Annotated in this window: 24 protein-coding genes; 15 read left to right on the top strand and 9 right to left on the bottom strand. The window is 71.0% G+C overall.

Going from position 1 to position 23,654, the window contains the following annotated elements; genetic code table 11:
- Positions 1-148: 148 nt before the first annotated feature.
- The 5 genes from IEY17_RS06730 to IEY17_RS06710 all read left to right on the top strand — a co-directional run bounded on the left by IEY17_RS06730 (position 149) and on the right by IEY17_RS06710 (position 5,936).
- The gene (locus tag IEY17_RS06730) at positions 149-1,702 is read left to right on the top strand and encodes an ABC transporter ATP-binding protein (RefSeq protein ID WP_188986421.1); all 1,554 of its coding nucleotides are present in this window, start codon (positions 149-151) and stop codon (positions 1,700-1,702) included.
- The gene (locus IEY17_RS06725) at positions 1,699-2,793 is read left to right on the top strand and encodes an ABC transporter permease (RefSeq protein ID WP_188986420.1); all 1,095 of its coding nucleotides are present in this window, start codon (positions 1,699-1,701) and stop codon (positions 2,791-2,793) included. Before IEY17_RS06730 ends, IEY17_RS06725 begins: the two co-directional genes overlap by 4 nt.
- On the top strand, positions 2,790-4,049 hold the full coding sequence (locus IEY17_RS06720; RefSeq protein WP_188986419.1) for an ABC transporter permease: 1,260 nt from the start codon (positions 2,790-2,792) through the stop codon (positions 4,047-4,049). Before IEY17_RS06725 ends, IEY17_RS06720 begins: the two co-directional genes overlap by 4 nt.
- A gap of 110 nt (positions 4,050-4,159) precedes the next feature.
- Positions 4,160-4,540, top strand: a complete 381-nt coding sequence (locus tag IEY17_RS06715; protein ID WP_188986418.1) for a cytidine deaminase — start codon at positions 4,160-4,162, stop codon at positions 4,538-4,540.
- A gap of 94 nt (positions 4,541-4,634) precedes the next feature.
- The gene (locus IEY17_RS06710) at positions 4,635-5,936 is read left to right on the top strand and encodes a thymidine phosphorylase (protein WP_188986417.1); all 1,302 of its coding nucleotides are present in this window, start codon (positions 4,635-4,637) and stop codon (positions 5,934-5,936) included.
- 62 nt (positions 5,937-5,998) lie between these two features.
- Here IEY17_RS06710 and IEY17_RS06705 read toward each other — a convergent pair whose 3' ends face one another.
- A complete protein-coding gene (locus tag IEY17_RS06705) occupies positions 5,999-7,192 on the bottom strand; it encodes a hypothetical protein (protein ID WP_188986416.1) in 1,194 nt (397 codons plus the stop codon).
- A gap of 322 nt (positions 7,193-7,514) precedes the next feature.
- On the opposite strand from IEY17_RS06705, the gene IEY17_RS06700 reads away from it, so the two are divergent.
- From IEY17_RS06700 to IEY17_RS06690, 3 genes are all read left to right on the top strand, one after another.
- Complete coding sequence (locus IEY17_RS06700; protein ID WP_188986415.1) at positions 7,515-8,603, top strand: adenosine deaminase; 1,089 nt, start codon at positions 7,515-7,517, stop codon at positions 8,601-8,603.
- Between the two features lie 137 nt (positions 8,604-8,740).
- Positions 8,741-9,505 (top strand): IclR family transcriptional regulator, encoded by a 765-nt coding sequence (locus IEY17_RS06695; protein WP_188986414.1) that lies wholly within the window; start codon positions 8,741-8,743, stop codon positions 9,503-9,505.
- 239 nt (positions 9,506-9,744) lie between these two features.
- Positions 9,745-10,353: an RNA polymerase sigma factor gene (locus IEY17_RS06690; RefSeq protein WP_188986413.1), complete on the top strand. Its 609-nt coding sequence runs from the start codon at positions 9,745-9,747 to the stop codon at positions 10,351-10,353.
- Between the two features lie 85 nt (positions 10,354-10,438).
- On the opposite strand, the gene IEY17_RS06685 is transcribed toward IEY17_RS06690, so the two are convergent.
- Positions 10,439-11,665, bottom strand: a complete 1,227-nt coding sequence (locus tag IEY17_RS06685) for a primosomal protein (protein ID WP_188986607.1) — start codon at positions 11,663-11,665, stop codon at positions 10,439-10,441.
- Positions 11,666-11,924: 259 nt separating this feature from the next.
- Between IEY17_RS06685 and IEY17_RS06680 the strand changes: the two genes are divergently transcribed.
- Positions 11,925-12,503, top strand: a complete 579-nt coding sequence (locus IEY17_RS06680; protein WP_229679897.1) for an SMI1/KNR4 family protein — start codon at positions 11,925-11,927, stop codon at positions 12,501-12,503.
- Between the two features lie 24 nt (positions 12,504-12,527).
- Here the strand turns inward: IEY17_RS06680 and IEY17_RS06675 are convergent, their stop codons facing one another.
- Genes IEY17_RS06675 through deoC form a run of 3 tightly spaced genes read right to left on the bottom strand, consistent with a single transcriptional unit; the run spans position 12,528 to position 15,785 of the window.
- Positions 12,528-13,406 carry an aldehyde dehydrogenase family protein gene (locus tag IEY17_RS06675; RefSeq protein WP_188986411.1) on the bottom strand — a complete coding sequence of 293 codons (879 nt, stop codon included), beginning with the start codon at positions 13,404-13,406 and terminating at the stop codon, positions 12,528-12,530.
- On the bottom strand, positions 13,399-14,832 hold the full coding sequence (locus IEY17_RS06670) for an aldehyde dehydrogenase family protein (RefSeq protein WP_188986410.1): 1,434 nt from the start codon (positions 14,830-14,832) through the stop codon (positions 13,399-13,401). The genes IEY17_RS06675 and IEY17_RS06670 overlap by 8 nt, the downstream gene beginning before the upstream one ends.
- Positions 14,832-15,785: a deoxyribose-phosphate aldolase gene (deoC, locus tag IEY17_RS06665; RefSeq protein ID WP_188986409.1), complete on the bottom strand. Its 954-nt coding sequence runs from the start codon at positions 15,783-15,785 to the stop codon at positions 14,832-14,834. Before deoC ends, IEY17_RS06670 begins: the two co-directional genes overlap by 1 nt.
- A gap of 217 nt (positions 15,786-16,002) precedes the next feature.
- On the opposite strand from deoC, the gene IEY17_RS06660 reads away from it, so the two are divergent.
- Entirely contained in the window at positions 16,003-16,635 is a 633-nt protein-coding gene (locus IEY17_RS06660; protein WP_229679896.1) for a class I SAM-dependent methyltransferase, read from the top strand.
- 156 nt (positions 16,636-16,791) lie between these two features.
- Positions 16,792-17,922 carry a glutathione-independent formaldehyde dehydrogenase gene (locus tag IEY17_RS06655; protein WP_188986407.1) on the top strand — a complete coding sequence of 377 codons (1,131 nt, stop codon included), beginning with the start codon at positions 16,792-16,794 and terminating at the stop codon, positions 17,920-17,922.
- A 107-nt stretch (positions 17,923-18,029) separates the two neighbouring features.
- On the opposite strand, the gene IEY17_RS06650 is transcribed toward IEY17_RS06655, so the two are convergent.
- Positions 18,030-19,589: an FAD-dependent monooxygenase gene (locus tag IEY17_RS06650; RefSeq protein WP_188986406.1), complete on the bottom strand. Its 1,560-nt coding sequence runs from the start codon at positions 19,587-19,589 to the stop codon at positions 18,030-18,032.
- 112 nt (positions 19,590-19,701) lie between these two features.
- Here IEY17_RS06650 and IEY17_RS06645 point away from each other — a divergent pair, with 112 nt between their 5' ends.
- Positions 19,702-20,409: a TetR/AcrR family transcriptional regulator gene (locus IEY17_RS06645; protein ID WP_188986405.1), complete on the top strand. Its 708-nt coding sequence runs from the start codon at positions 19,702-19,704 to the stop codon at positions 20,407-20,409.
- A gap of 142 nt (positions 20,410-20,551) precedes the next feature.
- Positions 20,552-21,178 carry a uracil phosphoribosyltransferase gene (gene upp, locus IEY17_RS06640; protein WP_188986404.1) on the top strand — a complete coding sequence of 209 codons (627 nt, stop codon included), beginning with the start codon at positions 20,552-20,554 and terminating at the stop codon, positions 21,176-21,178.
- A 97-nt stretch (positions 21,179-21,275) separates the two neighbouring features.
- Here the strand turns inward: upp and IEY17_RS06635 are convergent, their stop codons facing one another.
- Entirely contained in the window at positions 21,276-21,866 is a 591-nt protein-coding gene (locus IEY17_RS06635; RefSeq protein WP_188986403.1) for a TetR/AcrR family transcriptional regulator, read from the bottom strand.
- 53 nt (positions 21,867-21,919) lie between these two features.
- Between IEY17_RS06635 and IEY17_RS06630 the strand changes: the two genes are divergently transcribed.
- Positions 21,920-22,126, top strand: coding sequence for a ribbon-helix-helix protein, CopG family (locus IEY17_RS06630; RefSeq protein ID WP_188986402.1), 207 nt, complete (start codon positions 21,920-21,922; stop codon positions 22,124-22,126).
- 14 nt (positions 22,127-22,140) lie between these two features.
- On the top strand, positions 22,141-22,524 hold the full coding sequence (locus IEY17_RS06625; RefSeq protein ID WP_188986401.1) for a type II toxin-antitoxin system death-on-curing family toxin: 384 nt from the start codon (positions 22,141-22,143) through the stop codon (positions 22,522-22,524).
- A 47-nt stretch (positions 22,525-22,571) separates the two neighbouring features.
- Here IEY17_RS06625 and IEY17_RS06620 read toward each other — a convergent pair whose 3' ends face one another.
- Positions 22,572-22,907 (bottom strand): hypothetical protein, encoded by a 336-nt coding sequence (locus tag IEY17_RS06620; RefSeq protein ID WP_188986400.1) that lies wholly within the window; start codon positions 22,905-22,907, stop codon positions 22,572-22,574.
- 294 nt (positions 22,908-23,201) lie between these two features.
- Positions 23,202-23,654: a flavodoxin family protein gene (locus tag IEY17_RS06615; protein ID WP_188986399.1), complete on the bottom strand. Its 453-nt coding sequence runs from the start codon at positions 23,652-23,654 to the stop codon at positions 23,202-23,204.

Raw genomic sequence — 23,654 nt, 5'->3', positions numbered from 1 at the left:
GACACCTCCGGCCAGGTCGGGGGTGTCCCTCGCCTTTCATCCGATCGCGTGGCGGTTTCCCGCCAAGATCGTCCCGGTTGGCGCGAAAGCGTCCATTGTTGAGTGTCCATCTGGTTCGCTTCCGGTGACCGACGTCCCACGGAGCCCCATGAACACCACTGCTGCGCCGGACCCCGGCCCACCCGGCACCACCGGGATACCGGCCGTCGAGCTGACCGGCATCACCAAGACCTTCCCCGGCGTGGTCGCCAACTCCGACGTGAACCTCTCGGTGCGCGCCGGCGAGGTCCACGCGCTGTGCGGCGAGAACGGTGCCGGCAAGTCCACCCTGATGAAGATCCTCTACGGGATGCAGGCCCCGGACTCGGGCATTGTCCGGGTGCGCGGCGAGCAGGTGCGGTTCCGCTCGCCCGCCGAGGCGATCCGCGCCGGGATCGGCATGGTGCACCAGCACTTCATGCTCGCCGACAACCTCACCGTGCTGGAGAACATCGTGCTCGGCGCGGAGCGCAGCAACGGCATCGGCGCCACAGCGCGGCGCGAGGTGCTGGACCTGGCCGAGCGGGCTGGTTTCCAGGTGCGCCCCGACGTGCTGGTCGACAAGCTCGGCGTCGCCGACCGCCAGCGCGTGGAGATCCTCAAGGTGCTCTACCGCGGTGCGCAGATCATCATCCTCGACGAGCCCACCGCCGTGCTGGTGCCGCAGGAGGTCGACGAGCTGTTCGACACCCTCCGCACCATGCGCGAGCAGGGCTTCACATTCCTGTTCATCTCGCACAAGCTCGACGAGGTGCGGGCGATCGCCGACACCATCACGGTGCTGCGCCGCGGCACCACGGTCGGCACCGTCGCCGCCGCGGACGTCAGCAGCCGCCGCCTCGCCGAGATGATGGTCGGCAGCGAGCTGCCGGTGCCGGAGCACGGGCCGTCCACGGTGACCGAGCGCGCGGTGCTCCGGGTCACCGGGCTGTCCGCGTCGGACCAGGACCGCGCGGTGCTGTCCGACATCGACCTGACCGTGCACGCCGGCGAGGTGGTGGGCATCGCCGGCGTGGAGGGCAACGGTCAGACCGAGCTGGTCGAGGCCATCATGGGCATGCGCCCGGTCGACGCGGGCCGCATCGTGCTCGGCGACCGCGACCTGACCGGGCTGTCCACGCTGGCCCGCCGCGAGGCGGGCATCGGCTACGTACCCGAGGACCGGCACCGGCAGGGCCTGCTGCTGGACCAGCCGCTGTGGGTCAACCGCATCCTCGGCCACCAGACCCGGCGCCCGGTGACCCGCGGCATGTGGCTGGACCGGCCCGGTGCGAAGTCCGACACGCAGCGGATCGTCGAGCAGTTCGACATCCGCACCCCGGGCATCGACGTCGACGCGGCGGCGCTGTCCGGCGGCAACCAGCAGAAACTCGTCGTCGGCCGCGAGCTGTCCGGTGACCCGGTGCTGCTGATCGCCGCGCACCCGACCCGGGGCGTGGACGTCGGCGCGCAGGCGGGCATCTGGGAGCACCTGCGCAACGCCCGCGCCGCCGGGCTGGCGGTGCTGCTGATCTCGGCCGACCTGGACGAACTCATTGGCCTGTCCGACACGATCCGGGTCATGTTCCGGGGACGACTGGTCGCCGAGGCCGATCCCCGTACGGTGACCCCGGAGACCCTCGGCGCGGCAATGACCGGCGCGCGGGACGGTGATGCGGCGTGAACACCTGGCGGGCTCGGTTGCTGCCCCCGGCTGCGGCGATCCTCTTCTCGGCGGTGCTGTGCAGCGCGGTGCTGCTGGTCTCGGGCGCGAGCCCGATCGCCACCCTGCTGGAGATGGTGGCGCAGGTGGGTCGCGGGACGACCGCGGTGGACATCGTCAACACCGCGGGGGCGTACTACCTGGTGGCCGTCGCGGCGGCCATCGGGTTCCAGATGAACCTGCTCAACATCGGCATCGAGGGCCAGTACAAGCTGGCCGCGTGCGTCGCGGCGATCGTCGGCGGCGCGGTCAGCCTGCCGTTCGGGCTGCACGCCGCGCTGATCGTGGTGGTCGGCGCGGTCACCGGCGCCCTGTGGTGCGGGATCGCCGCGGTGCTCAAGGTGTACCGCGGGGTGTCCGAGGTGATCTCCACGATCATGCTCAACACCCTGGCCATCGGTTTGATTGCCTACCTCGTGCCGACCTTCGGCGAGCTGCGCGGCAACACCCGCGGCACGGCGATCATCCCGGAGAGCGGCCAGGTGCCGGGCATCCCGCTGGGCAGCGCGGGCACCGTCTTCGGGCTGGTGCTGCTGGCCGTGGTCGTGGGCATCGGCTACTCGGTGCTCATCGACCGCACCCGGTACGGCTTCGAGCTGCGCGCCGCCGGCCTGTCGCCGACCGCGGCGGTCGCCGGTGGCGTGAACTCCAGGCGCCTGGTGATGTCGGCGATGCTGCTGTCCGGTGCCATCGCCGGGCTGGCCGGGCTGCCGGAGATCCTGGGTCGCGACCACACGTTCACGCTGAACTTCCCGACCGGCTACGGGTTCGCCGGGCTGGCGATCGCGCTGCTGGGCCGCAACCACCCGGTCGGCGTGGCGTTCGGCGCCCTGCTGTGGTCCTTTTTGGACAAGAGCTCCCTGACGCTGGACAACATCGGCGTCGCGAAGGAGATCGTGACCATCCTGCAGGGCACCATCGTGCTGTCGGTGGTCGTGGCCCACGAGTTGGTGCGCCGCCGCGAACTCGCCGCAGAGCAGCGGCGGGTCGGGCGTGCGCTGGGTACCGCGGCCGAACCGGCCGCCGCCGGAACCGGAGGTGAGCGGGCATGACGGCGGTCGCGACCGAACGGGCCCCGGCCACTCGGCAGCGCGCGGGTCGGCGGCTGCCGGGCTGGGCCCGGGTGCTGCTGTGGGTGGCCGTCGGGTTCGTGGCGGTGTCGATCACCTCGTACCAGACGGGCGTGCCGCAGCTGACCTCCTCGGGCACCGTGCAGTCCGCGGTGCGGCTGGGCATCCCGATCCTGCTTGCCGCGCTGGCCGGCCTGTGGGCGGAGCGCGCCGGGGTCATCAACATCGGCCTGGAAGGCATGATGATCCTGGGCACCTGGGGCGGGGCCTGGGCCGGTTACCAGTGGGGCCCGCTGGCCGGGCTGGTCGCGGCGGCCGTCTTCGGCGCACTCGGCGGCCTGGTGCACGCGGTGGCCACCGTCACCTTCGGCGTCAACCACATCGTGTCCGGCGTGGCGATCAACCTGCTCGGCGCGGGCACCGCGAAGTACCTGTCGACGCTGTTGTTCGAGCCGATCTCGCAGAACCCGCGGGAGTCACCGCCGGTGCCGAAGTTCGACACCTACTCGGCCCAGCCGCTGGGCACCTGGCTGGAGCAGCTGGAGGACCTTCAGCGGGTGGGGATCTCCGACCTGGCGGGCATCCTCGGCGGGCTGGTCACCGAGGTGTCGCCGCTGACCATGCTGGCCTACCTGCTGGTGCCGGTGAGCTACCTGGTGCTGTGGCGGTCGCCGTTCGGGCTGCGGCTGCGCTCCTGCGGGGAGAACCCGGTCGCGGCCGAGTCGCTGGGCGTCAACGTCTACCGCTACAAGTACCTCGCGGTGGTCATCTCCGGGGCGCTGGCCGGGCTCGGCGGCGCGGCCCTGATCCTCAACCCGGGCCAGGCCGGATACCTGGAGGGCCAGACGAACAACCGCGGCTACATCGGCCTGGCGGCGATGATCTTCGGCAACTGGCGGCCGGGTGGGCTGCTCGGCGGTGCCGCGCTGTTCGGCTACTCCGACGGCCTCCAGCTGCGCAGCGGTGAGACCAGCGTGCACGCCCTGTTCTACGCGGCCACGCTGGTGCTGGTGGCGGTGGTGGCGGTGCAGCTGTGGCGGCGGAACTGGTTCGCCGCCGGGCTCGGGCTGGTCTTCGCGGCGGTGATGTACTCGGTGTACTGGTTCACCGACGAGCTGCCCGAGGAGATCACGGCCTACACGCCGCACCTGGTGACGCTCGTGGTGCTGGCAGCCGCGTCGCAGCGCCTGCGACCACCCGCGGCCAACGGCCTGCCGTACCGCCGGGGTGAGGACTGAATGGCCGGTTCTGGACTCGCTTGGCGCAGGCGGTCGCGCTGCCCGGGCGGGCCAGGCGGCCTCGCCGCGTCGAGGACGACGACCACGCACCTGCGGAGCCGGCGGTCTCGATGACGACAACGGTGGACTGGGACGCGCTGCGCGCGGCGGCGGTGGAGGCCGCCGCGCTGGCGTACTGCCCGTACTCGGGTCTGCAGGTGGGGGCGGCCGCGTTGTGCGACGACGGCCGGGTGGTCGTCGGCTGCAATGTGGAGAACGGCTCGTACGGGCTGACGCTGTGCGCGGAGTGCACGATGGCGGGCCAGCTGCGGCTGACCGGTGGCGGCCGGTTCGTCGCGGTCGCCTGCCGCAGCGGGAGCGGTGAGCTGCTGATGCCGTGCGGGCGCTGCCGCCAGCTCCTGCAGGAGCTCGGCGGACCGGACTGCCTCGTGGACACCCCGCGCGGTGTCCTGCCGATGCGCGACGTGCTGCCGGACGCCTTCGAGCTGTGAGCGCCACCGAGATCACTCGTCCGGGGTGTATCTGCGGGCGGGGTTCGTTGCTCTTTATTGGCGGGGAAGTTCCTGCGGCGAGGAGGCGAGGACGGTGCATTCCGCGATCGACGTGATCCGTACGAAGCGCGACGGGCGGCAGCTGACCGACGAGCAGATCGACTGGGTGGTCGACGCGTACACCCGCGGCGAGGTCGCCGACGAGCAGATGGCCGCGCTGGCCATGGCGATCCTGCTGCGCGGCATGACGGCGGCGGAGACGGCGCGCTGGACCGCGGCGATGGTTGCCTCCGGGCAGACCCTGGTGCTCGACGGGGTGCGTTGGCCCACTGTGGACAAGCACTCCACCGGCGGGGTGGGCGACAAGATCACCCTGCCGCTGACACCGCTGGTCGCCGCGTGCGGGGCGGCCGTGCCGCAGCTGTCCGGACGCGGACTCGGACACACCGGCGGCACCCTGGACAAGCTGGAGTCCATCCCGGGGTGGCGGGCGCGGCTGTCCGCCGACGAGATCCGCGCCCGCCTCGACGACGTCGGCGCGGTGGTCTGCGCGGCGACCGAGGGACTGGCCCCGGCCGACCGCAAGCTGTACGCGCTGCGGGACGTGACCGGCACCGTCGAGTCCATCCCGCTGATCGCCAGCTCGATCATGAGCAAGAAGATCGCCGAAGGCGTGCAGTCCCTGGTGCTGGACGTCAAGTGCGGGTCGGGCGCGTTCATGAAGGACCTCGACCAGGCGCGGCGGCTGGCCACCACGCTGGTGGAGATCGGCACCGCCAACGGCCTGCGCACCAGCGCGCTGATCACGGACATGTCGGTGCCGCTGGGCCGGGCCGTCGGCAACGCGCTCGAGGTGGCCGAGGCCGTGGAGGTGCTGCGCGGCGGCGGCCCGGCGGACGTGGTGGAACTGACGGTGGCACTGGCGCGGGAGATGCTCGCGCACGCCGGACTGTCCGATGTGGACCCAGCTGAGGTTCTGGCGGACGGCCGCGCCTTCGAGACGTGGTGCCGGATGATCGCCGCCCAGGGTGGCGATCCGGAGGCGCCGCTGCCGGTGGCTCGGTACGTCGAGGTCGTCACGGCACCGGAGACGGGGACGCTGACCCGGCTCGACGCCTACGCGGTCGGGGTGGCGGCCTGGCGGCTCGGCGCCGGACGTGCCCGCAAGGAGGATGCCGTCCAGCACGCGGCGGGGGTGTTGTGCCGTGCCAAGCCGGGCGACCAGGTGCAGGCCGGGCAGCCCCTGCTGGAGCTGCACACCGACCGGCCGGACACCACTGCGGGCGCCCGGGAGGCGTTGGCCGGCGCATACGAGATCAGCGGCGCCGACTGGAAGTCGACGCCGCTGATCCTGGACCGGGTGGGAGCGGAGCGCTTACCAGCCGGATCGTCCTGACCCGCCCGCGGAAGACCGGAGCGCGTCTGATCCAGGCAGCCCGGACCAGACGCGCGCCCGGATCAGGCGCTCTCGGCTGCGAAGTCGTCGTCGCCGTCGGCGGTCAGCGCCTTGTCGGGCTCGCGCTTGGCGCTCTTGGACCGGCCGCGGCGCTGCTGCCGGGGCAGCGTGGTGGGCGGCGGCGGGGCCGACGGGGCGCTGCCGCCGAGGATGAGCTCTGCGAAGGTCGCCATGGCCTCGTCGAGCTGCCCGGCGTGCCGCCGCTCGCTCTCCTCGTTGGCCTGGCGGACCAGCGCGCCCAGCGTCTCGCTGTCGGGCCGCTGGGCGAGCGTGCCGGACAGCTGCGTCAGGTTCTTCGACAGGGCGCCGCCGAGCTCGCCGAGGCCGCTCTTGACGCCTTCCTCGACGGTGTCCAGGCGGCTGCTGACACCGTGCTCGACGGTGTCGATCCGGGCGTTGACGTTGCTCTCCACCTGGTCGAGACGGTCGGAGACCTCGTTGAGCCGGTTGGTGAGCAGCTCCAGCCGCTCCGCCAGCTTGTCCAGCCGGTCGGTCGGGTCGACGGCGGGGCGCGCGGCGAGCTGGTCGAGCTTGGCGTCCAGCTGGTCGCGGGTGCCGGCGACCGCCTCGGCCAGCGCGTGCTGCGCGCTGCCGGTGGACTCGGTGACGGCGCGCTGCAGGGCCTCGCGGGTGCCGTCGAGGTGTTCGTGGACTCCCTCGTCGATCTCGGCGAAGCGACCGCGCAGGCTCGTCTCCAGCGAGTCGATGCGCTCCTTCACCGGGCCGTGCACCGTGGCGGGCAGCGCTTCCAGGCGGCTGTCCTGCTTGTCCAGGTGCAGCCCCAGCTCGTCGAGGCGCTTGTGGATGTGGCCGAGCTTGTCCTCCAGGCCGTCCATCCGGCCGGAGACACCGTCCATCCGGCCCGCCACGCCGTCCAGCCGACCGTCGAGCTGGGCGAAGGGCTTGGCGAGCTTGTCCACCAGGCTCTCGACGGCGCCCTTGAGGTCCAGCAGCGCGCTGTCGTGCGCCTCGAGCTTGGCCAGTGCCTCGTCGAGTCGTTCGGCGAGCACGCTGACCTCGGTGCGGTCGGGCAGCTCGGACAGTCGTTTCCGCACGGAGCCCAGTGACTCCAGCGGAGACAGCCGGGCGTGGATTTCGTCCAGGGCGTCGAAGATCTGCTGCTGTTCGCTCTCGCGGATCTCAGCCGCACGCGTGAGCATGTTGCGCATGCGGTCGAACGACATGTTCTCGGTCACGGCTAGGGGCGTCCTTCGTCGAGGGGAGGTGAGGACTCATGGAGCGTAGCTACTCGCTTCTCGCGTTCCCAGACACCCCCCGATACTTTGCGTGATTGCGACTTCTTTTCTGAATCCATTCGGCCCAGTGGCATGCGACCGAACGTCGCGAATGTTTGCGGCCAAATGGCCCAATCGTGGTGATTACATCCATTCGGGTGAGTTTCGCCGTACGAATGTCCTGGTTACCGGTACTCGTCCAGCGCCGTCATCCGGCGGTCCTGCCCGGTGGCCCGTCGGTAGCTGTCGGTGATGACGCGGTGTGGCGCTGTAACGTGGGCGCATGTCGACTCCGGTAACCCTGGACACGATCCGGCTGGCCCCGAAGGTGCTGTTGCACGACCACCTGGACGGCGGGCTGCGACCGCAGACCGTCATCGACCTCGCGCGGGCCACCGGCTACTCCGACCTCCCCCACGAAGACCCCGATGAGCTCCGCGAATGGTTCGCGGCCGCGGCCGACTCCGGCTCGCTGGAGCGCTATTTGGAGACTTTCGCGCACACCGTCGGGGTCATGCAGACCAAGGAGGCGCTGACCCGGGTTGCCGCGGAGTGCGCCGAGGACCTGGCCGCCGACGGTGTGGTCTACGCCGAGGTCCGCTACGCCCCCGAGCTGTTCCAGGAACGCGGCCTGACCCTCGAGGAGATCGTGGAGGCCGTGCAGGACGGATTCCGGGAAGGCGAGCGACGCGCCGCGGAATCCGGAAAACGTATCCGAATCGGTACCTTGTTGTGCGCGATGCGTCAGAACGCGCGCTCGGCGGAAATCGCGAATCTGGCGGTCCGCTACCGCGATGCCGAGGTGGTCGGTTTCGACATCGCCGGACCCGAAGCCGGCTATCCCCCCACCCGTAACCTGGACGCCTTCGAATACCTCCGCCAGCAGAACGCGCATTTCACCATTCACGCTGGTGAGGCGTTCGGCCTGCCGTCCATCTGGGAGGCGATCCAGCACTGCGGCGCCGAGCGGCTCGGGCACGGGGTGCGCATCGTCGACGACATCAAGGTCGCCGAGGACGGCTCGGTGCACCTGGGGCGGCTGGCCTCCTACGTGCGGGATCGCCGCATCCCGCTGGAGATGTGCCCGTCGTCGAACCTGCAGACCGGGGCGGCGAGCTCGATCGCCGAGCACCCGATCGGGCTGCTGACCACACTGCGGTTCCGGGTCACGGTGAACACGGACAACAGGTTGATGAGCCACTGCACGATGTCCAGCGAGTTCGCCGCGCTGCACGAGGCGTTCGGCTACGGCTGGGCCGACATGCAGTGGTTCACGGTCAACGCGATGAAGTCGGCGTTCATCGGCTTCGACGAGCGCCTGGAGATCATCAACGACGTGATCAAGCCCGGCTACGCCGCGTTGCTGGGCTGACTCGGCACCGCGGCCGGGACTGGGCGCACCGTCGCGGCGGCAGTGGACACCGCCGATTCCGAGCGCGATGCACGACAGTGGCGAACGGCTGCGGTAGTGGCGAACGGCTGCGGTGCGCGGAACACCAGGAGGGACAGGTGGCACGGGACGGCGAACCCACGTTGATCACATCGGTCCAGCGCGCCCTGCGGCTGCTGGAAGCCGTCGGCGAACACCCGGGTGGGTGCAGTGCGAAGACCCTCGCCCGGCGCACCGGGATCGCGTTGCCGACCACCTACCACCTGCTGCGCACCCTCGTGCACGAGGGCTACCTGGAGAAGCTCGACGACGGCGCGTTCGTGATCGGCGCACAGGTGGCCGGGCTGCACGCGGCCGCCCAGCAGCAGAACCTGCGCCGCCGGATCCGCGAGGTCATGGGTCGGTTGTGCGAGGACCTCAACGCCGCCATCTACCTCGCCCGCTACCACGAGGGAGAGGTGGAGGTGGCCGAGATCGTGGACAGCCCGCGCGCCCCGCGGGTCGACACCTGGGCTGACTTCCGGCAGGCCGCGCACGCGACCGCGATCGGCAAGTGCCTGCTGTCCGGGCTGAGCCGTGAGGAGCGCGCCGACCACTTCGCCCGGTACCCGCCCGCGGACCTCACCCCGCGCACGATCACCCGGGTTCGCGACCTCATCGACGGCCCGGTGCAGCCGATGGTCACCGACTCCGAGGAGTACTCGTTGGGCACCGCGTGCCTGGCGGCACCGGTTGTCGGCGCGGAGGTGCCGGTGACGTTGGCGATCTCCTTCCCGGCACACAAGCTGGCCGACACCCGGACTTTCGCGAAGCCGTTGCGCGCCGCGGCCGCGGAGATCAGCAGAACCCTCGCCGTGGCAGGAGATCTGCCCACAGGAGGGTGAACTCCGGGTTGCCGGGCAGAGCAGTGCCGTCGCGGTGGCGCGCGCCGTTGCTGGCCTCCCGCGACGGTCCGCCTCACGCCGGCGCGCCAGGACTCGTCAATCACCATCTGAAAATCTTTACCTTGTCGGTCTACGCGCCGCCCGCGAGCATCGGTGCAGCGGGGGCGCATTCGGTGAGGGGCGTCCACCATTCCGCCGGTGGCACGCCCCTCACCGGTGCACAGGCACCGAGGGGAACGATGTCCGAAGGAGACGAACGGGTACTGCTCGAGGCGGTGCGGAGTGGGTCGGCCGAGGCGTTCGGCGAGCTGTACTCGCGGCACAACACCGCCGCGCACACCATGGCCAGGCAGGTCGCGGACTCGCCGATCGACGCCGAGGACCTCGTTTCAGAAGCGTTCACGAAGATTCTGGACGTGCTGCGCCGGGGCGGCGGCCCGGACACCGCGTTCCGCGCCTACCTGCTCACCACGGTGCGGAACCTGGCGGCGGCGTCGAGCGCCCGCAGTCGCCGAGTGCAGCTGGCCGGTGAGCTCGACGCGTTCGACCTCGCGGGGTTCGCCGTGCCGTTCACCGATCCGGCTGTGGTGCAGTGGGAGCGGTCGTTGGTGGCCGAGGCGTTCGCGCGGCTGCCGCGACGCTGGCAGCACGTGCTCTGGTACGTGGAGGTCGAGTGCCTGTCGGCGGTCGAGGTGGGCGAGCGCTTCGGCATCAGCCGCAACAGCGCGGCCGCGCTGGCCTACCGGGCCCGCAAGGGCCTGCGCGAGGCGTACTGGCAGGTCTACCGGGGTGAACCGGTCCGCCGCCGCCTCGCCGCATCGGGCCGCCTGCTGCCCAGGGTGGCCTGAAACACCCTCTTTCGCGTGATCACGTGACGGGCGCCTCGGTCCGAGCTGCTCGGAAGGTGCCCGTCACGCCGGGAAGTCCCGCTGATCAGTGGGTCCGGAAGCGTTCCTCGAGGGCCTCCACGAGTTTGCGCCAGGACGCGACCTCCTCGTCGAACGGCGGGCTCGGGGGCAGCCGGTTCGGGCTGGGCCGCAGCACGAACGAGACCAGCCAGCCCAGCCGCTCCGAGGGCTGCAGCGCCGCCTCCACGCTGTCGTCACCGGCCCAGGCCGCCGCATCCATGAGCAGTTCCTCGGCCAGATCCAGCTGCGTCGGGTCCACTTCGGAGGGACCGGCGCCCAGGTCGTCGTCCAACCCGGTCAGCACGTAGGTGTTCTGGGGGTCGACGTCGATCTCCAGCTCGCCGCCGGTGGCCTTCTCGCGGATCTGCGGCCAGGTCGCCACGCGCGCCAGGTCGGTGTCCTCGACGGCGGTGTCGTCGGCCAGGAACCGGGCCAGCGCACGCGGCGAACCGAACACGTCGATCTTGCCGTCGCTGCCCAGGAAGATGGGGTCGTCGCCGAGGTAGCAGCGCAGCGTGTAGTGCTCGCCGGTGCTGGTGATGATCCGGATGGGGTCGATGCCGACCTCGCCCCAGAAGCCGAGCTCGACCTCCTCGATGTCGTCCACTTCGGATGCTTCGGCGGTGGCCGGCTCCTGGTCGTCGTCGGCTTCCAGCGCCTCGGCGAGTTCGGCCTCGGCCGTGGCGACGGCGTCCGCCGGGACCTCCGGGGTGATGACCACCGCGTCGATGGCGTCCAGCAGTTCGTCCCAGCGCTCGACGACCACCTGGCACAGCTCGTTCCAGCGGCGCTGGCCGTCCTTGCCGGAGAAGGCGAACGTGCCCTGGTCGAGCATGGCGAACCCGTCGGCGGCGTCGAGCACGTCGTGCACCACGTCGAGTTCGCAGACGTCAGCCAGCGAGCGGGCGATCTCGACGATGTCGGCGAGCTCGTTGATGGTCCAGGTGTCCGGCGGCTCGGCCACCAGCTCGGGCACGCCGACCAGGTCGTACTGATGGTCCTCGTCGGGGCTCAGCTCGATCGCCGACAGCGCGGGCACCACGTGCCAGGCCGGGTGGTCGTCCAGGTCGTGCTCCCGGGCGGTGCGCACGAACGCGGCCAGGCGCGCGACATCCGGGAAGGCGTACAGGTCGTCCTCGTGCCCGAGGAACGCCTCCCACTCCTCGCCGTCCTCGCGCCAGCGTGGCGCCCACAAGGTGACGACGTCGCCCTGCGGCAGCCCGAGCTCGATGGGGACGATGTCCTGCGCCATCTCTCTACCTCCGGTCACCGAACCAGACCTCGCGGAAGCCTACGGGTTGCCGGTTCGCACCGTGTTTCCCGGTCCAGCTGTCACCGTATCGAGTCCGCCGAAGGCAACGGCCGACGGAACAGTTGGTAACGATCCTCCTCCACCTGGGCCGAAACGGCCCAACGGGCGTTGCCCCTTCCGGGGCAGCCGGGGGCGCGGGCGGCGTCGAGGTCCCGGTTGGCGGTACCCAACTGCTCCACCGCGGACGATCATGATCGGAATGGATGTCACGGAGCTGTGGACGAAGATCGTGCTTTGGCTCGGGGAGCATGCGCCGGTCACCGCAGCGGCGTTACGTCCCCCCTCACCGCCCGATCTCGCCGAGCTGGAGGCGGAGTTCGCCGTCGATCTGCCCGAGGAGCTCCGCAAGTTGTGGACATGCTGCGGCGGCACCGACACCGACGTGCTGGCAGACGTGCTGCCACCCTTCTACACCCCCTACAGCGCGGACGAAGCCCTGCGGGCGTGGCGGGAGCACCGCAGGACCTGGATGGCCCGGTGGGAGCGTCCGGCCTGCGACTATTACGCGGGTTCGCCGGGGTCGAGCTTCCATCCGGCCTGGATCCCCATCGCCGGTGACGGTTTCGCCGACGAACTCGTGGTGGACCTGCGCCCGGGTCCGCTGCGCGGCTGCGTGCTGGAGTGGGAGCAGGAGACAGCCCAGGTGCTGCGCCCGGAGTGGCAGGGCGTCACGACGATGCTGTCCGACGTCTACCGGGCCCTGACCGAAGGTGTCCCGGCAGGTCACAGCTACGCCACGGTCACCGAGGACGGCCGCCTGGACTGGCAGATCCGCTGACCGCGACACCCGGGCTGGCCCCGGTCACGTCCCGACCGGGTGCCAGACCGTCTTGATCTCGGTAAAGGCGCGCAGGCGCTGGAGGTCCGGCTCGCGGGTCCAGTCCGGCTCGCGCCGCACCGGCAGGACCCGCTTGACCGTGCCCGCCGCGGCCTGCGCCAGCTCGGCCCGCACCTGCTCGCCAGCCCCGGTCGGGTCGAGGGCATTGACGTCGGCGTGCGCGGCCAGCCACGGGCCCAGCTCGGCCGCTCGGCCGGTCAGCACGTTCACCACCCCGCCGGGCACGTCCGACGTCGCCAGCACCTCCGCGAAGGTCACCGCGGGCAGCGGCCGGTCGGCGCTGGCCACCACCACGCAGGTGTTCCCGGCGGCGATCACCGGGGCGACCACGCTGACCAGCCCGAGCAGCGCCGAGTCCTGCGGGGCGAGCACGCCGACCACACCGGTCGGCTCCGGCACGCTGAACGAGAAGTACGGCCCCGCGACGGGGTTCGCCGCGCCGAGCACCATCGAGATCTTGTCCGTCCAGCCCGCGTACCAGACCACGCGGTCTACTGCCTGGTCCACCGCGGACCGGGCCTGCTTGCGGGACAGGCCCTCGGCGTCGGCGACCTCGGCGGCGAACTGCGCGCGCCGCCCCTCCATCACCTCGGCGATGCGGAACAGGACCTGGCCGCGGTTGTAGGCGGTGGCCCCGGACCAGCCGGGGAACGCCTTGCGCGCCGCGGCCACCGCGTCGCGGACGTCCTTGCGTGAGGCGAGCGCGGCATTGGCGAGGAAACGCCCGTCCGCGTCGTGCACCGGGTACACCCGGCCCGACTCGGAGCGCGGGAACGCCCCGCCGATGTAGAGCTTGTAGGTCTTGGCCACGGGCAGCCGCTCCGGGGTGCGGTCGTCAGACATCGAGGTACGCCTCCAAACCGGCCCGCCCGCCTTCGCGGCCGAACCCGGACTCCTGGTAGCCGCCGAACGGCGCGGTCGGATCGAACCGGTTGAAGGTGTTCGCCCACACCACACCGGCCCGCAGCCGCTGCGCGGCCCACAGGATGCGGGACCCCTTCTCGGTCCAGATCCCGGCCGACAGCCCGTAGGGGGTGTTGTTGGCCTTGGCGATCGCCTCCGCCGGGGTGCGGAAGGTCAGCACCGACAGCACCGGGCCGAAGATCTCCTCACGGGCGATCCGCATCGACTGCTCGACCTCGGAGAACACCGTGGGGGCGAAGAAGAAACCCCGCTCCGGCAGCGGGCACGGGCTGGTCCAGCGCCGGGCGCCCTCGGCGTCGCCGCTGTCGGCCAGTTCGGTGATCTTACGTAGCTGCTCGGCGGAGTTGATCGCGCCGACGTCGGTGTTCTTGTCCAGCGGGTCGCCGACGCGCAGCGTCCGCACCCGGTTCCGCAGCTTCGCCAGCAGTTCCTCGGCGATGGACTCCTGCACCAGCACCCGCGATCCGGCGCAGCAGACGTGGCCCTGGTTGAAGAAGATCCCGTTGACGATGCCCTCGACGGCCTGGTCCAGCGGGGCGTCGTCGAAGACGATGTTCGCGGCCTTGCCGCCGAGTTCCAGGGTCAGCTTCTTGCCCGACCCGGCCACGACGCGCTGGATCTGCTTGCCGACCTCGGTGGAGCCGGTGAACGCCACCTTGTCCACGCCGGGGTGCCCGACCAGCGCGGCGCCGATGTTACCAGCCCCCGGCAGGATGTTCACCACGCCCGGCGGCAGGCCGGCCTGCTGGCAGATCTCGGCGAACACCAGCGCGGTCAGCGGGGTCGTCTCGGCGGGCTTGAGCACCACGGTGTTGCCGCAGGCCAGCGCCGGCGCGATCTTCCAGGACAGCATCAGCAGCGGGAAGTTCCACGGGATGACCTGACCGGCGACGCCCAGCGGCCGCGGGTCGGGGCCGTACCCGGAGTAGGAGAGCTTGTCGGCCCACCCGGCGTGGTGGAAGAAGTGCGCCGCGGCGGTCGGGACGTCGACATCCCGCGACTCCCTGATCGGTTTGCCGTTGTCCAGGGTCTCCAACACCGCCAGTTCGCGGGCGCGTTCCTGGATGAGCCGGGCGATGCGAAACAGGTACTTGGCGCGTTCCTTGCCTGGCATCGCCGACCACGTGTCGTCGAAGGCCCGCCGCGCCGCCCGCACCGCCTTGTCCACATCGGACTCATCCGCACTGGACACCTCGGCCAGCGGTTCCTCGGTGGCCGGGTTGATGCTCTTGAGCGGCTCCCCGCCGCCGTCGACGAACTCGCCGTCGACGAACATCTGGTAGCTCGGCCTGAGGTTGGCGATGTCCCGCGACTCCGGCGCGGGGGCGTACTCCCATTCGATCATCAGTCCACCGCCACGTAGTCGGGGCCGCTGTAGTGGCCGTCGAGCTGGGTCCGCCGTTGCATGAGCAGGTCGTTGAGCAGGCTGGAGGCGCCGAACCGGAACAGTTCCGGGGTCAGCCACTCGGGCCCGGCGACCTCGTGCACCACCACCAGGTAGCGGATCGCGTCCTTGGTGGTGCGGATGCCGCCCGCGGGTTTGACCCCGCGCAGCTGCCCGGTCGCGTCCCGCCAGTCCCGTACCGCCTGCAGCATCAGGTGCGTCACCGGCAGCGTCGCGGCGGGCGACACCTTGCCGGTGGAGGTCTTGATGAAGTCGCCACCGGCCAGCAGCGCCAACCAGCAGGCGCGGCGCACGTTGTCGTAGGTGGCCAGCTCGCCGGTCTCCAGGATGACCTTGAGGTGCGCGTCGCCGCAGGCCGCCCTGACCGCCTGGATCTCGTCGAACACCTGGCCGTAGCGGCCGGCAAGGAACGCGCCGCGGTCGATGACCATGTCGATCTCGTGGGCCCCGGCGGCCACCGCGAACTCCACGTCGGCGAGCTTGACGGCCAGCGCGGAGCGTCCGGACGGGAACGCGGTCGCGACGGAGGCGACCCGGATGTCGGTGCCGTCCAGGGCCTGGACGGCGGTCTCAACCAGGTCGGAGTACACGCACACCGCGGCGACCTGCGGCGTGTCCGGGTGTTCCGGATCGGGGTGGCGCGCCTTGGCGCACAGCGTGCGGACCTTGCCCTCGGTGTCGGCGCCTTCCAGCGTGGTCAGGTCGACCATCCGGATCGCGGTGTCGATCGCCCACCGCTTCGCGGTCTTCTTGATGCTGCGGGTGGCCAGCCCGGCGGCCCGCTGTTCGAGCCCCACCTGGTCGACGCCCGGCAGGCCGTGCAGGAACCGGCGCAGCGACCGGTCGTCCCGGACGGCGTCGGCGAGCTCGGGCGGTGTCGGCGACGGTGCCATGCCCCGAAGTCTAAGCGCCCGCATCACCGAACCGCCAAGATTCAACCAAGCACCCCACCACGCCCGTGAACCCCCCACGCCGTGGGCCGAACTTCCCACATTTCGGCAGATCTGGGAACGTCCGACCGGGGCGGCCGCGGCTCGTCGCCCGGTGGTGGGTCGGCGCGCCCCGGCCGTGCCGACCCGGCGTCTCCGGGGTGGTCGGTATTCTCGCGCCGTGATCCGGTTGCCGCGGGCGCTGCTCTGGGACCACAACGCGCACTACCACGGTTGGTTGTTGCGGCAACTGCCGGAGCGCGGCGGAAGAGTGCTCGACGTAGGGTGCGGGGCCGGGCAGCTGGTCGGGAGAATCGCCGGGCGCGTGGACGCGGTCGATGCCGTGGATCTCTCGGCGGACATGATCGACCACGCTCGCGCGTCGCTGCCGGGTGCGGACAACGTGCGGTGGCTGATCGGGGACGTGCTCGATCCGGGCCTCGACCTGCATCCCGCGGGGTACGACGCGGTCACCGCCGTGGCCAGCCTGCACCACATGCCGTTGCGCCCGGCTCTGGAGCGGTTCGCCGAGCTGGTGCGGCCCGGCGGCGTTCTCGCCGTCGTCGGCCTCTACCGGTCGGAAACGCCAGCGGACTTCGCGACGGAGGCACTGGCCCTGCCCGCGAACGCGGCGATGGGCGCATACCTGGCGGTTCGCGGGCGCGCGGGCAAACCCCACGCTGACCGCATGCCCGTCCAGACCCCGACCACCACCCTCCGCGAACTCCGGGCGGCAACGGCGGCGACCCTGCCGGGCTCTGACCTCCGCCGCTGCCTCTTCTGGCGCTACCGCCTCCGCTGGCGCAAGCCCTGACCCGCGAACGGCGCGCGCCCCGCACACGTTCTCACTCCCCGAAGCGCCCTCGTTCGGGTGACCCCCGTCCGGGTCTCGTGGGCGTTCGGCCGGGGTAGCCCGTGGCTGGGCATTGACCCAGATTTTGTGCGTCTTCCACTCCGGAGGTGGTCACCCATGAAGGCAGTCGTGTACCGAGAGCCGTTCTCCGTCGAGATCGGTGAAGTGGAGCGACCCAGCATCCAGCACCCCAACGACGTGCTCGTGCGCATCACCTCCACCGCGATCTGCGGGTCCGACCTGCACATGTACGAAGGCCGGACGGCCGCCGAGCCGGGCATCGTGTTCGGCCACGAGAACATGGGGATCATCGAGGAGGTCGGTGAGGGCGTCACCAGCCTCCAACGCGGCGACCGGGTGGTCATGCCGTTCAACGTCGCGTGCGGGTTCTGCAAGAACTGCCTGGCCGGCAACACCGGCTTCTGCCTGACCGTCAACCCCGGCTTCGCCGGCGGCGCCTACGGCTACGTCGCGATGGGGCCCTACACCGGCGGCCAGGCCGAGTACCTGCGGGTGCCCTACGCCGACTTCAACTGCCTGAAGCTGCCCAAGGAGGGCCACGAGGCGGACTTCGTGCTGCTGGCCGACATCTTCCCGACCGGCTACCACGGTTGCGAGCTCGCCCAGGTCTCGCCTGGCGAGACGGTCGTCGTCTACGGCGCGGGGCCGGTCGGCCTGATGGCCGCGTATTCGGCGCTGCTGCGCGGCGCGGCCCGGGTGTTCTCGGTCGACCGCGTGCCGGAGCGGCTGGCCAAGGCAGAGGAGATCGGGGCCATCCCGATCGACTTCTCCCAGGGCGACCCGGTGGAGATGATCAAGGAGCAGACCGACGGCGAGGGCACCGACAAGGGCGTCGACGCGGTCGGCTACCAGGCGCAGGTCGGCGACGCCTCGAAGGAGGAGCCGGCCATCGTGCTGAACTCGGTGATCCAGACCGTGCGCCCGACCGGCCGCATCGGCGTGCCCGGGCTGTACGTGCCCTCGGACCCCGGTGGTGTCGACGAGCACGCCAAGCAGGGCATGCTGCGCGTGGCCATCGGCAAGATGTTCGAGAAGGGCCAGGTCATGGGCACCGGCCAGTGCAACGTCAAGCGCTACAACCGGCAGCTGCGCGACCTGATCATCGCGGGCCGGGCCAAGCCGAGCTTCGTGGTCTCCCACGAGCTGTCGCTGACCGAGGCACCGGAGGCGTACCGCAAGTTCGACCAGCGCGTGGAGGGCTACACCAAGGTCGTCCTGCACCCGTGACCGCGGTCAAGTGACGAGTCAAGGGCACCTTGCAGCCTGAACAGGCACTGAATTCCACAGTCCAACCACCGGGGACCAGTTCAGGCAGAAGGTGCCCTTGACCGATCTCAGCGATCGAGGACGGTGCGCAGGGCCTTCTCGAGGTCCGCCGCGGTTCCCGGGCCCGGGCTGCGCCAGGCGATGAAGCGGTCCGGACGCACCAGCACCGCGCCGTCCTCACGCACCCCGTACGGGCCTGTCCAGTCGCCGGTGGTCTCGCCGCCGATCAGCTGCGGGCGGAGGCGGACGCCGAGCTCGGTGGCCACCCGCTCCGCGGTGCGCGCCCATTGGGCGGAGCCGGTCAGCAGGACGAAACCGCGACCGAAGAGGTCGATTGTGGACACTTCACCGGTCGGGGTGGTCAGGACGACGTGCGGGGCGCGGGACCCCGGTCGGCCCGTCGGCCGGGTCGGGTCCTCCAGCAGTTCCCCCGCATCACCGGGCTCGCGGACCACCGCGCCGTTGTGCCGGTAGCCGAACATCAGCAGGGCCGGATCCTCGATCGGCGCGTCGCCCTCGACCGCGCGGTCGGGGAGGTTGCGCACGAGCGCGTTGCGGTACTGGTTCTCCGCGATCAGCTCGCCCACCGGTCGCCGCTCCGCGTCGTGGCTGTCCAGCAGGCCCGGACCGGCTTCGCCGCGGAGCACCGCGTCGAGCTTCCACGCGAGGTAGAAGCCGTCCATCACCGCGGTGTTGCCGCCCATCCCGCCCTGCGGCGGCATGGTGTGCGCGGCGTCGCCGACCAGGTACACCCGGCCGTCGCTGAACCGGTCCGCCACCCGCATACCGATCTCCGTGGTGTTTGCCTGCAGGATCTCCACCTGCAGGTCCGGGACTCCGGTGGCCAGCCGGATCTGCTCGAGGCGGCGCTGCTCGGTGAAGTCGGCCAGACCCTCCCGCCGCGGGTCAAAGCCGACGCCGACCACGAACTCGTCCGCGCGGTCGGTGCTGGCCAGCACGCCGGTCCCGCCGGACAGGCGCGGGTTCTGCAGGTAGTACATGACCTGCCGGTCGCCGACCACGTGGGACAGGTCGGCGCGCACCAGCCAGTGGATCGAGTGGCCGAGGGTGCCGCGGCCGTGCGTGCCGATGCCGAGCTGCTCGCGGATCGGGCTGCGGTGGCCGTCGGCGGCGACCAGGTAGTCCGCCTGCACGATGCGGTTGCCTCCGGCGTCGGCGAGCACCGCCCGCACGCCAGCGTCGTCCTGCTCGAAGGACTCCAGCGTCGTGCCGAAGCGGACCTCGGCCCCGAGTTCGCGGGCGCGGGCGAGCAGGATGCGTTCGGCGTTGGCCTGGCTGGCGTCGGCCGCGCTCGCCGGGGTGAGGTGGCCCATCGGCAGGAACGTGTCGTGCAGGATCTCGCGGAACACCGGCCCGCTCGCGCTTTCCGCGATGCGCAACAGGAATCCCCGGCTCTTCGGCGAGGCGGCGGTGAACTCGGCCTCCAGACCGGCCAGCCGCAGCGCCTCCATCGTGTGCTGCTGCTGGCCGCGTGCCTTGGGGTGGGACGACGTGCTCGCGTGCCGCTCGACGACCAGCGACCGCGTGCCGTGCAGGCCCAGGAAGACGGCGGTCGACAGGCCGGACAACCCGGCTCCGACGATCAGGACGGGAACGCGCTCCGACATGATGAATCCCTCTCTCGCGAACGCCGTTCGACGAACGAACACTGTTCTACAATCGAACGGTGTTCGCGTCAAGTACGGTGTTCGGCAGGAAGTCGTCGAGGAGGTCCCAGCGATGTCCGTGCCCGTCCCGCCCTGGCAGCAGCGAGCCGCGCGCAGCCGAGCGCCCAAACAGCCGCTGAGCCTGGAGCTGATCGTGCGCACCGCGCTCGACCTGCTCGACGCGGAGGGACTGGACGCGGTGAGCATGCGCAAGGTCGCCCAGCGCCTCGGCACCGGCGCCGCCTCGCTCTACGCCCACGTCCGCAACAAGGACGAGCTGCACGAGCTGATGCTCGACCTGGTGTTTGGCGAGATCGAGGTACCCCGGCCCGACCCGCGGCGGTGGCAGGACCAGATCAAGGCCGTCATCCGCCGGCAGGTGGAGGTGCTCGCCAGGCACCCCGGCATCGCCCAGGTGGTGCTACGCACCCCCGCACCCACCGGCCCGAACGCGCTGGGCATCACCGAGGCGATGCTCGCCATCCTGCGCTCGGCCGGACTCCCGGACCGCGCGGTCGCCTTCGGCGTCGACATCCTCGCCCTCTACGGCACGGCTGCGGCCCTGGAGCGCAGCGCGGGCTTCGGGCTCGACGAGGCGGAGCTCGGCGACCGGATGCGGCAGGTCGGGGAGTACCTCACGCAACTGCCCGCCGAGCGGTTCCCGACGATCGTGGCGATGCTGCCCGCGCTGATGTCCGGCGACGCCGACGAGCGCTTCGAGTTCGGTCTCGACCTGATCGTCCGCGGCCTCGCCGAGCACGCGTCCGAGCGGTCCGGGTAGGACCGGGCGCGTCCTTCGCGGTGACCGGGCACCGAGGTGCCGGCGCGGTCGGCTCGCCCGCCCTGCCGCGTCCTGCGACCGGGAACACGTTCGTGACCAGCCGCAACGTCATCGTGCGGGTGGGCCGTTACTGTTGTTGCCCATGGATGTTCGGGTCGTGGATCACCCGCTGGTCAAGTCGAGGCTGTCCACAATGCGCGATGCGCGCACCAACAGCGCCGAGTTCCGCGCCGCGCTGCAGGAACTCACGCTGATGCTGATCTACGAGGCAACGCGCGACGCCGAGGTGACGGTGGAGCCGATCCACACTCCGGTCGCGCGCACCAACGGCTACCGGTTGGCCAACCCGCCGCTGCTGGTGCCGGTGCTGCGGGCCGGGCTCGGCATGGCCGACCAGGCGCACCGGTTGATTCCGGAGGCGCAGATGGGGTTCGTCGGCCTGGCTCGGGATGAAAAGACCCTGCAGCCGACGCCGTACCTGGAGTCGCTGCCCGCCGACCTGTCCGGTCGGCCGGTGTTCGTGCTGGACCCGATGCTGGCCACCGGCGGGTCCATGGTCTACACGATCAGCCTGCTCACCGACCGCGGGGCCAGCGACGTCACGGCGATCTGCACGCTGGCGGCGCCGGAGGGCGTGCGGCGGCTGGAGGAGTCCGGCCTGCCGGTGCGGGTGGTGACCGCGAGCATCGACGAGCGGCTCAACGAGTCGGGGTTCATCGTCCCCGGCCTCGGCGACGCGGGGGACCGCGAGTACGGCGCGGTGCACTGAGCCTTCCGGGTGACGGGCGCTCACCGGGACATGCCCCGCTCGCGGCCCCGGCCACCCGCGACGGCGCTGCCCCGGGAATCCCCCGTTGCGCGCGGGGTCAGCGCCGCCAGCCCGCCATCCCGTTGCGCAGCGCCCGTTCGTAGCGGGCGGTGCGCTCGTCGCCGTCCGGGGCCGCGCCGCTGAGCTCCAGCGACACCAGGCCGTGCACCAGGCTCCAGCACGCGAACACGATCTCGTTCGGATCGGTGTCCACCAGCTCGCCGGCTTCGACGGCCCGGACGACGGCGTCCCGCAGCGGCTGCAGGGTCTGCAGCGACCGCGCCCGGGCCTCCTCGTCGGGGGTGAAGTCAGGGACCGCGTTGCCGAACATGATCGAGTAGAAGTGCCGGTTGGCCAGGGCGCTGTCCCGGTAGGCGTGGCCCAGCGCGGCCAGGTCGCGCATCGGATCGTCGGTGGGGGCCACCCGCGCCAGCCGCTCGCCGAGCCGTCGGAAACCCTCCACGTACAGCTCGCGAACCAATCCGGGCTTGCCGCCGAACAGGGAGTACACCGCCGTGGTGGAGGTGCCGACGTCAGCGGCCAGGCGGCGCAGGCTCAGGCCCTCGGGGCCGTGCGCGGACAGCAGTTCCCCGGCTCGGTCGAGCAACCGGGTGCGCAGGGCCTCGTCGTGCGCTCGAGGTCTCGCCATTGGCCGAAAGTATCGTCTTCAGCGAGTGGTATCAGCGCGATACCATCAACCGCATGGCCATGACCCTGCGCCTCACCGAGGAAGAGAACCGGCGGCTCACCGCGCTGGCGGCAGCCGAAGGGCGGTCCAAGCAGGAGGTCGTGCGCAGCGCGCTGGCCGAACGCTGGGCTCGCCAGCAGAAGGAGCAACAGCTCCACGACGTCATGCAACGGGTGCTGCCCCGGTACCGGGGCTTGCTGGACCGGCTCGGTTCCGCATGATCGACTATTGACGGGTGACCGTATATCTCGACACGTCCGACCTGCTGCTGCTCGCCACGGCGGTGACCGACGGTGACCTGATGGTGCGCGACAGCGGCCTGCTCGACGCCGCCGCGTACCGGCCCCGCGCCGAGGTGTTCGGCGTCCCGGCGTACGAGACGCTGTGGTTGAAGGCCGCCGCGCTGCTGGACTCGGTCGTGCGCACCCGGCCGCTGGCCGAGGGCAACTGGCGGCTCGGCTGGGTTGCCGCGGTGGCGATGTGCGACGTCAACGGCTGGTGGGTGGAGGCCGACGACGAGGCGGCGCTGGTGCTGGTCCGGGAGGTCGGGCGCGAGCAGCGCGAGCTCGTCGAGGTGGCCGACCGGCTGGAGAGCTGGGCCAGGCCGAAGGACGGCTGAGTGGGCCGCGGCCCGCCCGAGGCCACGGACGGGCCGCGGTGGTGTGGTCAGCTGGCGGCGCCGCTCTGGAGGCGCCGCAGGGCGATCGGTGCCCCCGCCAGGTCCTCCTCGTTGCAGAGCAACTTCAGGTCGTAGTACGGGGCGCCTTCGCGATCGTCGTAATCCAGATGGACTGCGATCACGTCGACGGGTTCGCCGAGCCACTCCTGGGCCTGACGGAGCCACTCGGCGGACCGCTCCAGGGCGGCCGGAAGGTCGTCGTCGCGGAACTCGACGGGTCGGTAGGGAACGCCCTGAACCTGGTCCTGGGGGCCAGTGGGCCGGGGGAGATCCACGGAGACGCCGGAGTCGTCGAGTTCGAGTCGGATCGTTTCCTCACTCACTGTCGCAGGGTAACCCCAACCTCGTATCCTGCGCTTTCCCCTATTGGGACGTGTTGGGACAGTGCCCACCGGAGATGCCTGTTCGTGCAGGTCATGTCCGCGGTCGGCGCGACGAGTGAGCCGGTGCGGTTGCGCCCTGAACATCGCACGTTGATGAGGGAAGGCGGGCTTTGTCCAGGGCGCACCGCTGTCGTCAAGGGGCGCGCCCCGACGACACGATCAGGTTACTCCGGCGATCACGACCAAGATCAACTGGGGTCTTTTCGCTGTCCAGCAACGGAAGTCCGCGCCCGGTCATGGCATGAGGGTCGCGGCGACGGAGGCGCCGAGCTCCCAGCACGCCTCCAGCGACTCCCTGTCCGGCGCTCCCAGCACGGTCACCGGCTCGGCCACCTGCCGCCACGACAGGCCGGTGGTGATCGACCGAATGGCCCGTAGCGCGCCCTCCACGCCCTCGTTGCCGTGTACGTAGCAGCCGTAGGGGCGGCCCACCGTCGCGTCCAGGCATGGGTAGTAGATCGTGTCGAAGAAGTGCTTCACCGCGCCGCTGATGTACCCGAGGTTCGCCGGGGTGCCCAGGAGGTAGCCGTCGGCTTCGAGGACGTCCGTGGCGGTGGCGCTCAGCGCGGGGCGGCGCACCACCTCGACGCCCTCGATCTCGTCGGTCGTGGCCCCGGCGACGACCTTCTCGAACATCGCCTGCATCCCCGGCGATGGTGTGTGGTGCACGATCAGCAACCGCGCCAT

It is taken from the genome of Saccharopolyspora thermophila, from assembly GCF_014646075.1.
In the GTDB taxonomy this organism is placed as follows: Bacteria; Actinomycetota; Actinomycetes; order Mycobacteriales; family Pseudonocardiaceae; genus Saccharopolyspora; species Saccharopolyspora thermophila.
This window is presented reverse-complemented; position numbering and strand designations above follow the sequence as displayed.

What these genes read in the sequence shown, in the direction of transcription:
- IEY17_RS06730 (WP_188986421.1), top strand. Translation starts at nt 149, where the DNA reads ATGAACACCACTGCTGCGCCGGACCCCGGCCCACCCGGCACCACCGGG.
- IEY17_RS06720 (WP_188986419.1), top strand. Translation starts at nt 2,790, where the DNA reads ATGACGGCGGTCGCGACCGAACGGGCCCCGGCCACTCGGCAGCGCGCG.
- IEY17_RS06715 (WP_188986418.1), top strand. Translation starts at nt 4,160, where the DNA reads ATGACGACAACGGTGGACTGGGACGCGCTGCGCGCGGCGGCGGTGGAG.
- IEY17_RS06700 (WP_188986415.1), top strand. Translation starts at nt 7,515, where the DNA reads ATGTCGACTCCGGTAACCCTGGACACGATCCGGCTGGCCCCGAAGGTG.
- IEY17_RS06690 (WP_188986413.1), top strand. Translation starts at nt 9,745, where the DNA reads ATGTCCGAAGGAGACGAACGGGTACTGCTCGAGGCGGTGCGGAGTGGG.
- IEY17_RS06685 (WP_188986607.1), bottom strand. Translation starts at nt 11,665, where the DNA reads ATGGCGCAGGACATCGTCCCCATCGAGCTCGGGCTGCCGCAGGGCGAC.
- IEY17_RS06680 (WP_229679897.1), top strand. Translation starts at nt 11,925, where the DNA reads ATGGATGTCACGGAGCTGTGGACGAAGATCGTGCTTTGGCTCGGGGAG.
- IEY17_RS06675 (WP_188986411.1), bottom strand. Translation starts at nt 13,406, where the DNA reads ATGTCTGACGACCGCACCCCGGAGCGGCTGCCCGTGGCCAAGACCTAC.
- IEY17_RS06670 (WP_188986410.1), bottom strand. Translation starts at nt 14,832, where the DNA reads ATGATCGAATGGGAGTACGCCCCCGCGCCGGAGTCGCGGGACATCGCC.
- deoC (WP_188986409.1), bottom strand. Translation starts at nt 15,785, where the DNA reads ATGGCACCGTCGCCGACACCGCCCGAGCTCGCCGACGCCGTCCGGGAC.
- IEY17_RS06655 (WP_188986407.1), top strand. Translation starts at nt 16,792, where the DNA reads ATGAAGGCAGTCGTGTACCGAGAGCCGTTCTCCGTCGAGATCGGTGAA.
- IEY17_RS06650 (WP_188986406.1), bottom strand. Translation starts at nt 19,589, where the DNA reads ATGTCGGAGCGCGTTCCCGTCCTGATCGTCGGAGCCGGGTTGTCCGGC.
- IEY17_RS06645 (WP_188986405.1), top strand. Translation starts at nt 19,702, where the DNA reads ATGTCCGTGCCCGTCCCGCCCTGGCAGCAGCGAGCCGCGCGCAGCCGA.
- upp (WP_188986404.1), top strand. Translation starts at nt 20,552, where the DNA reads ATGGATGTTCGGGTCGTGGATCACCCGCTGGTCAAGTCGAGGCTGTCC.
- IEY17_RS06635 (WP_188986403.1), bottom strand. Translation starts at nt 21,866, where the DNA reads ATGGCGAGACCTCGAGCGCACGACGAGGCCCTGCGCACCCGGTTGCTC.
- IEY17_RS06630 (WP_188986402.1), top strand. Translation starts at nt 21,920, where the DNA reads ATGGCCATGACCCTGCGCCTCACCGAGGAAGAGAACCGGCGGCTCACC.
- IEY17_RS06615 (WP_188986399.1), bottom strand. Translation starts at nt 23,654, where the DNA reads ATGGCGCGGTTGCTGATCGTGCACCACACACCATCGCCGGGGATGCAG.